Origin of the sequence: Brevundimonas sp. (genome assembly GCF_036677305.1) — a bacterium.
Taxonomy (GTDB): domain Bacteria; phylum Pseudomonadota; class Alphaproteobacteria; order Caulobacterales; family Caulobacteraceae; genus Brevundimonas.
This window is the reverse complement of the sequence record NZ_JAKFEB010000197.1, coordinates 1-4,975: the sequence shown is the minus strand read 5'-3', so window position 1 is coordinate 4,975 and position 4,975 is coordinate 1. Positions and strand designations below refer to the sequence as shown.

The window sequence follows — 4,975 nt, the reverse complement described above, 5'->3', positions numbered from 1 at the left end:
CCTCCCCCGCCGCCGCCGCCTCCGCCCGTCGCGCCGCCGCCGGCGGAGGCGGACCTCTGGCCCGGGGGGCGGGTGCCGATGTGTTTCGAGGCTCCGGCCTTCGAGGACGCCTGGGCGCGGGAGAAGGTGATGGATGCGGCGAACGCCTGGGAGGCCGTGGCGCAGGTCGAGTTCGACATACTCGCGGCCTGCCCGGCTCCGGGGTCAGGCCCACGCAGCATTCCGGTGCGGATCGCCCACGATCCCGAACTGTTCGCTTCGTCCAGCCACCTGGGCGTCAATCTGGTGCGCGGCGGATCGGTCACGCTGAACGCCGACTATCTTGTCACAAATCGACTTTGCGGCCGGCGCGGGACGATCGGGCGCGAGGGCTGTTTCTACGCCGACGCCCTGCACGAACTGGGGCATGCGCTCGGCTTCTCGCACGACCACGTCAGCCCGCGCGCGCCCGACTGCGTCGCCCGCCAGCGCACGCCCGAGGCCGAGGCCGAGGACGAGCCCTATTACGACGCGGCCTCGATCATGAACTACTGCAACGCCGACCGCTGGAAGGGGCAGCTGAGCCCGGCCGACATCTGCTCGATCAGCGCCGCCTATGGCGGGCCATACGGCGACCGGCCGAGCCGGGCCAGCTGCTATGCGATGGTCGGGGCGACGATGCGACGCTGGCCTTGACCCCCGTTCCGTTCGGCCCCTAGCGTGCGGCGCCCTTCGGGAGGGCGATCGTTCTTTGGGAAAACAACATGCGTCGTCTTCTGCTGGCCCGGGCCCTGCCCGCCTTCGTCCTGCTGGCCGCCGTGGCGGGCCCCGCCCTGGCCCAGGACGGCCTGACCTACCAGCAGCCGCCGTCGCCGATCGCGGAGATCCTCGACACCAAACCCACGCCGACGCCGAGCCTGTCGCCGGACGACAGGACGCTGGCGCTTTACGACCGGGCCAACCTGCCGCCGATCGCCGAACTGGCCGAGCCGATGCTGCGGCTTGGGGGATACCGGATCAATCCACGCAACAACGGCCTGGCCAACAGCCGGGTGACCTGGCTGACGGGCCTCAGCCTCCAGCCGGTGGCGGGCGGCGCTACGCGCGCAGTCGAGCTTCCGGCCGGCGCGCGCTTCCTGTCGCCGAGCTGGTCGCCGGACGGCCGGTCCATCGCCCTGCTGATGGATGCGCCGACCGGGCTGGAGCTGTGGACCGTCGATGTCGCCAGCGCCCGCGCGCGCAAGCTGACGGACGCGCGGGTCAACGCCGCAGGCGGCGGGGCCTTCGACTGGCTGCCGGACAGCTCGGGCCTGCTGGTGCGGATGACGCCCGAGGGCCGGGGCGCGGCCCCGGACGTGACGCGTCCGCCCGCCGGTCCGACCGTGGCGGAGAGCATGGGCCGGGCCGCCCCCGCGCGGACCTATCAGGACCTGCTGACCGATCCGGGCGACGAGGCCCTGTTCGACCACTATTTCACCTCGCAGCTGACGCTCGTGCCGCTGAACGGTCGGGCCCGGACGCTGGGCGCGCCGGCCGTCTATCTCGGCGCCAGCGTCTCGCCGGACGGCCGCCATGTGCTGCAGACGACGGTCAAGCGGCCCTACAGCTATGTGGTGCCCGCCGGCCTGTTCCCGGCGGACGTCGTGGTCACCGACCTGAACGGCCGGATCGTGCACCGCGTCGCCGACCTGCCGCTGAGGGACAACATCCCGACGCCGTTCGACGCCGTGGCGCCGGGCCCGCGCTCGGTGCAGTGGCGCGCCGACGCCCCGGCGACGCTGGTCTGGACGGAGGCCCAGGACGGCGGCGATCCGCGCACCCAGGTCGAGGTGCGCGACCGCGTCTTCACCCTGGCCGCGCCGTTCAGCGGCGCGCCGGTTGCGCTGGTCGACCTGAAGGAGCGTTACGCCGGTGTGACCTGGGGCGATGCGGACACCGCCCTGGTCAACAGCCGCTGGTTCAACAACCGGCACGAGACCCGGTATGTGGTCGATCCGTCCAACCCCGGAACAGGCCGCGTCCTGCTGGAGCGCAACTATCAGGACCGGTACAACGACCCCGGCTTCCCGGTGACCGAGCCCAACGACAACGGCTTCCCCGTCATCCGCTTCGCGCGGGACGGCCGGGTGCTGATGACCGGACCCGGCGCGACGCGCGAGGGCGAATATCCCTTCCTCGCCGCCATGGACCTCGCCGACGGCCGGTCCGAGCGGCTGTGGACCTCGGCCAGCGGCGACTATGAGACCGTCGTCGGCTTCCTCGACGAGGAGGGCCGCCGGGTCGTGACCCGGCGCGAGACGCGCAACGATCCGCCCAACCTGTTCGTGCGCGACCTGACGGCGGGCGATCCGACCGCCCTGACCAGCTTCCCCGACCCGGCGCCGCAGCTGGCCGGGGTCAGCAAGCAGACGATCAGCTATACGCGCGCCGACGGCGTGGCCCTGTCCGGGACGCTGTACCTGCCCGCGGGCTACGACAAGGACCGCGACGGTCCGTTGCCGCTGGTCATGTGGGCCTATCCGGCCGAGTTCACCGACGCGGCCGTGGCGGGGCAGGTGGTCGACACCGCCAACCGCTTCACCCGTCCGGGCGGGATCAGCCATCTGTTCCTGCTGACGCAGGGATACGCCGTGCTGGACGACCCCTCGATGCCGATCGTCGGCGTCAACGGGGCCGAACCCAACGACACCTATATCGAGCAGCTGAAGGCCAGCGCCGAGGCGGCGGTCGAGGCGGTGGTCGGCATGGGCGTGGCGGACCGCGACCGGATCGCGGTGGGCGGGCACAGCTACGGCGCCTTCATGACCGCCAACCTGCTGGCGCACACCGACCTGTTCCGCACCGGCATCGCCCGGTCGGGCGCCTATAACCGGACCCTGACGCCCTTCGGCTTCCAGGCCGAGCAGCGCACCTACTGGGAGGCCGGCGACACCTATACGGAGATGTCGCCCTTCACCTACGCCAACAAGGTCAACGAGCCGATCCTGCTGATCCACGGCGAGGCGGACGACAATTCGGGCACCTTCCCGATCCAGTCCGAGCGGTTCTATGCGGCTCTGAAGGGGCAGGGGGCGACGGTGCGTTATGTCGTTCTGCCGCTGGAGGCGCATGGCTATCGCGCGCGGGAATCCGTCGGCCACACCCTGTGGGAGATGACCCGCTGGCTGGATCAGTATGTGAAGAACGCGCCGCCGCGGACGGCCGCTCCGTAGCGACGGAACGCTTGCCGCGCCGCAACATTCCTGTTGCTTCAGCGACGCTTGTGGGGCCACGCTGAAATTTGAAAGCAGCGGGAGCGGCATGGCCTTCGACGAGATGTCAGGTGACGGGACGGATGTCCGCGACAGCTACCGCGGGCTCGCCCGGTGGCTGGCGGATGCGCCCGACGGCCTGCTGCAGGCGCGGTCGCGGCAGGCCGAGCTGTTCTTCCGCCGCATGGGGATCACCTTCGCCGTCTATGGCGACGCGGAGTCGAGCGAGCGGCTGATCCCGTTCGACGTGGTGCCGCGCATCATCGGCGCGTCAGAGTGGGCGGGGCTGGAGGCCGGTCTGATCCAGCGGGTCACGGCGATGAACCTGTTCCTCGCTGATGTCTACGGCCCGCAGGAGTGCCTGAAGGCGGGCGTCCTGCCGCCCGAACTGGTCCTGACCAATCCTCACTATGTGCCCGAGATGCAGGGCCGCCGACCGCCGCGCGGGGTGTGGGTGCATATCGCCGGCGTCGATCTGGTGCGGACGGGCGAGGACGGGTTCTACGTGCTGGAGGACAACTGCCGCACGCCGTCGGGGGTCAGCTACATGCTGGAGAACCGCGAGATGATGATGCGGTTGTTCCCCGACCTGTTCGCCGACTATCCGGTGCGGCCGGTCGAGACCTATACGGACATGCTGCTGGCCAGCTTGCGGGCCTGCGCGCCAGAGGCGGCGGGGGCCGATCCGACGATCGTGGTGCTGACGCCCGGGCCGTTCAACTCGGCCTACTACGAACACAGCTTCCTGGCCGACAAGCTGGGGGTCGATCTGGTCGAGGGGCGCGACCTGTTCGTCGACGACGGCAAGGTCTTCATGCGCACGACGCAGGGGCGGCAGCAGGTGGACGTCGTCTATCGCCGCATCGACGACGACTTCCTGGATCCGCTGACGTTCCGGCCGGATTCGGCGCTGGGCGTGCCGGGGCTGATGACGGCCTATCAGGAGGGGACGGTGACCCTGGCCAACGCCGTGGGCACCGGCGTGGCGGACGACAAGGCCGTCTATACCTACATCCCCGAGATCATCCGCTTCTTCACGGGCGAAGAGCCGATCCTGAAGAACGTCCCGACCTGGCGCTGCCGCGAGCCGGAGGCGCTGAAGGAGGTGCTGTCGAAGCTGGATCAGCTGGTGGTCAAGGAGGTCGGGGGCTCGGGCGGCTACGGCATGCTGGTCGGACCGGCGGCGTCGAAGACCGAGCTGGAGGCCTTCCGCAAGAAGCTGATCAACGACCCCGACGACTTCATCGCCCAGCCGACGCTGGCCCTGTCGACGGCGCCGACGCTGGACAAGGGCGAACTGCACGGGCGGCACGTCGACCTGCGGCCGTTCGTGCTGAGCAGTCCCGATGGCGTGAAGGTGGCGCCCGGCGGGCTGACCCGGGTGGCGCTCAAGCCGGGTTCGCTGGTGGTCAACTCCAGCCAGGGCGGCGGAACCAAGGACACCTGGGTGCTGGACGTCTGATGCTCTCGAGAACCGCAGACAGCCTGTACTGGACCGGCCGCTATATCGAGCGGGCGGATTTTCTCGCGCGCATTCTTGAGGCCACGCTGAGGCTGGCCGCCATCCCGACGCGCGGCGACGGCGACGCCGAAACCGTATGGGCCAGCGCGCTGGCCTCGGCCGGGGCGCCCAAGGCGCTGGGCCGGTCGCCGACCGAGAAGTCGGTGCGGGAATATCTGGCCTTCGCGCCGGACAATTCCTCGTCGATCACCGCCTGCATCACCCGGGCGCGGACCAATGCGCG

General features: G+C 70.3%; 4 protein-coding genes. All 4 read left to right on the top strand.

The annotated features are described in order from the left end of the window. Window positions 1-675, top strand: a 675-nt coding sequence (locus tag V6M42_RS11700; RefSeq protein ID WP_442880956.1) for a hypothetical protein, incomplete at its 5' end; no start/stop codon positions are given. Between the two features lie 68 nt (window positions 676-743). Then, window positions 744-3,191 carry a S9 family peptidase gene (locus V6M42_RS11695; RefSeq protein WP_332678596.1) on the top strand — a complete coding sequence of 816 codons (2,448 nt, stop codon included), beginning with the start codon at window positions 744-746 and terminating at the stop codon, window positions 3,189-3,191. An 88-nt stretch (window positions 3,192-3,279) separates the two neighbouring features. Beyond that, window positions 3,280-4,692 carry a circularly permuted type 2 ATP-grasp protein gene (locus V6M42_RS11690; protein ID WP_332678595.1) on the top strand — a complete coding sequence of 471 codons (1,413 nt, stop codon included), beginning with the start codon at window positions 3,280-3,282 and terminating at the stop codon, window positions 4,690-4,692. After that, the coding region (locus V6M42_RS11685; RefSeq protein ID WP_332678593.1) for an alpha-E domain-containing protein at window positions 4,692-4,975 on the top strand (284 nt) is incomplete at its 3' end. The genes V6M42_RS11690 and V6M42_RS11685, both read left to right, overlap by 1 nt.